The sequence below is a fragment of the Aminiphilus sp. genome (genome assembly GCF_029975095.1).
Taxonomy (GTDB): Bacteria; Synergistota; Synergistia; order Synergistales; family Aminiphilaceae; genus Aminiphilus.
Window position 1 is genome coordinate 1 of the sequence record NZ_JARKPW010000202.1, and the last position, 3,308, is coordinate 3,308.

Sequence of the window (3,308 nt, forward strand, 5' to 3'; positions counted from 1 at the left end):
AAAGACGGGGCGACGGCGGTCGTGTTTTTTGAAGAGATGCCCCGATTCCGTACCGAAGGAGGTTTTCAGGATGCATGAGGTGAACGGACTGAACGAGCGGGCCATGACCATCAGACTCGACGCGGTGTTTCCCGAGCATCCGGAGTTCGTTTCCGGAATCCGGCGGGCGCCGGATCGGGGATGGACCCTGAGCCGGAAGGAGACGGAGCTTGCTCTTCGGAATGCCCTCCGTTACGTTCCGGAGGAGTTGCACGAGATGCTGGCCCCGGAATTTCTGGAGGAACTTCGCACCAGAGGACGCATCTACGCCTATCGCTATCGTCCGGCGGGGCGCATTTGGGGCAAGCCCATCGACGCATACGAGGGGAAATGCCTGGCGGGCAAGGCGTTCCAGGTCATGATCGACAACAACCTGGACTTCGAGGTCGCCCTTTATCCCTACGAGCTGGTTACCTACGGCGAGACGGGGCAGGTCTGCCAGAACTGGCTCCAGTACCGTCTCATCAAAAAATATCTGGAACAGCTCACCGAGGACACGACCCTCGTCCTGGAGAGCGGACATCCCCTCGGCCTCTTCAAGTCCCACCCCGAGGCGCCCCGGGTGATCCTCACCAACGGACTCTTCGTGGGCCTCTTCGACAGCCAGGCCGAATGGCACCGGGCCATGCAGCTCGGCGTGAGCAACTACGGCCAGATGACCGCCGGAGGGTGGATGTACATCGGTCCTCAGGGAATCGTGCACGGAACCTACAATACGCTCCTCAACGCCGCACGGCAGCGGCTCGGCGTCGGTCCCAAGGAGAACCTCGCAGGGATTCTCTTCGTCTCCTCCGGCCTGGGGGGCATGAGCGGCGCCCAACCCAAGGCCATCGAGATCGCCGGAGGCGTGGGCATCGTGGCCGAGGTGGACGCCTCGCGCATCGAGACCCGCCACAGCCAGGGGTGGGTCAGCCGGGTCGCCGAGAGCTGCGAGGAGGCCTTCGCGCTGGCCGACGAAGCCCTGATAAAACGCGAGCCCCTCTCCATCGCCTATCACGGCAACATCGTCGATCTGCTCCAGTACGCCGTGGATCATGGCGTGACGATCCCCCTTCTCTCGGACCAGACCTCCTGCCATGCTCCCTACGACGGCGGGTATTGTCCCGTGGGGCTCACCTTCGAGGAGCGCACCGACATGCTTCACCGCGACCCGCAGGAGTTCCGCCGTCGGGTGGACGAAACCCTCCGCCGGCATTACGAACTCATCAAGGTGCTCACCGGGCGGGGAACCTACTTCTTCGACTACGGCAATTCTTTCATGCGGGCTGTCTTTGACGCGGGAGTGAAGGAGATCTGCCGGAACGGCGAGAACACCTACGAGGGATTTGTCTGGCCCTCCTACGTGGAGGACATCATGGGGCCGGTTCTCTTCGACTACGGCTACGGTCCCTTCCGCTGGGTCTGCCTGAGCGGCAACCCCGAGGACCTTCGCAGAACCGATCGGGCCGCCATGGAGTGCATCGATCCGGACCGGCGCGCCCAGGACTACGACAACTGGGTATGGATCCGCGATGCCGAGAAGAACCGCCTCGTCGTGGGAACCCAGGCCCGCATTCTCTACCAGGACGCGGAGGGGCGGACGAAGATCGCCTTGAAGTTCAACGAGATGGTCCGCAACGGAGAGATCGGTCCCGTCATGCTGGGAAGAGATCATCACGATGTCTCCGGCACCGACTCTCCCTACCGCGAGACCTCCAACATCAAAGACGGCAGCAACATCTGCGCCGACATGGCCGTTCAGTGCTTCGCCGGCAACGCCGCTCGGGGCATGACGCTCTGTGCGCTCCACAACGGCGGCGGCGTGGGTATCGGCAAGGCCATCAACGGAGGATTCGGCATGCTCCTCGACGGCTCGGAACGGACCGACCGCATTCTGCGCTCCGCCATGATGTGGGACGTGCTGGGCGGCGTCGCCCGCAGGGCCTGGGCCCGCTGCGAACACGCGGAGGAGGTGGGGCGCGAGGTCAACGCCAAGTACGAGGGAAGTTACCACATCACCCTCCCCTATCACGTGGCGGATGAGCTTGTGGCCCGCGCCGTGGAAGGCATCGAGGAGCGGTAGGATAGGATCGCGCCGGAGATTCCGGTACGCCGGAGGAGGTCCACAGAAGAAGTCACGAGAACGCCGGAGTCCGTTCTTTCGGGCTCCGGCTCTCTTTCGATCCGGAAAGGGTTTGCTCTTCCGGAGGGATGCCGCGTCATCTTTGCTCCGATCCTCCGCCCCGCTGTTTTGCCTGTTTTGTTTCTCCCCGTTCGGGAATGGCTTCCATGACTATGAGTTCTATGGAATCGACGTGGAACGTCGGTTTTGCAGGGCAAGTTTCCTTCTACATTGTAAGTTTTATGGAACCTCTGAAGAAGGCTACGCTGGCCCCGCAGGACGCCTCGCTGAGCCTGATGCGACCCGAGTCAAGGGATAAGGGAAAGCGAAAGGTCTTTCTTCAGGGAAGCTCTGAAAAATGCCGCGCCGATTTCGGAAAAACGCGATGCGATCTGCAATCGGGAGAGGACGAATCCTACGTGATCAGAGCTTCCCTATGGAAGAACGTCGATGATTCCCGAGACCATGCCCATCCAGCAACTGAACTTGTAGCGCCCCGGTTTTTCCGGGGTGAACTCCGCCACCGCCGTGCCTCCCCGGACGAGGGGGAGCGTTCCGTTGAAGAGCCCCCTGGCCATGACGGCGTTGGTGCAGCCGCTGAATCCACCGTCCGTGATCTCCCAGCGCACGGGGACGCCCGCCTTCACCTGGAAGACGTTCGGCGTGTAGCTTCGGGCTCCGGCGGCCATGATGATGCGCTGTACCGCCTGCATCGCCTGGGGAGGTGGCGTCTCGGAGCGGAGTGGCGCACCCGTCGGTGCGGGCCCTCCGGTGACGGGGTTTCCGCCCGGCGCGGCATCGGCGGTGCAGCATGAGCTGCCCGGAGAGGCTGCGCCGGGTTCCGCGACGGAACAGCAGGAGATGCCGAACCCCGCATCGCTCGGAAAGCGTCCGCTCGGGGGAGAGGGCGCAGGAGCTTCGGGTTCCACGGTGCAGCAGGTACTTCCCGTGATCCCCGCGTCGTTCGGGAAGCGCGATGCGGGAGTTGCCCGGGCTGTCGCCGGAGTCTCCGGAGAGAGGGCCACGGCGGAGGCCTGTTCCGGTGCGGTGCGGAAGAAGGGCAGATCGCTTAAGGAGGGCATGCCCAGGACATTGAGCTGGGCGTTTGCGTTGTAGAGCGCCGCCATGAGGACGAGCGCTCCCGCGATGCGCCCCGCGAGTCGGGAGA

1 protein-coding gene and 1 pseudogene are annotated in these 3,308 nt (G+C 63.5%); one reads left to right on the top strand and one right to left on the bottom strand.

Annotated elements, in window-relative coordinates; translation table 11 throughout:
* Positions 1 to 70: 70 nt before the first annotated feature.
* Positions 71 to 2,101 (top strand): urocanate hydratase, encoded by a 2,031-nt coding sequence (locus Q1K49_RS12855; RefSeq protein WP_300526406.1) that lies wholly within the window; start codon positions 71 to 73, stop codon positions 2,099 to 2,101.
* A 473-nt stretch (positions 2,102 to 2,574) separates the two neighbouring features.
* Here the strand turns inward: Q1K49_RS12855 and Q1K49_RS12860 are convergent.
* Positions 2,575 to 3,308 (bottom strand): annotated as a pseudogene (locus tag Q1K49_RS12860) (cupredoxin domain-containing protein); the annotation flags it as partial.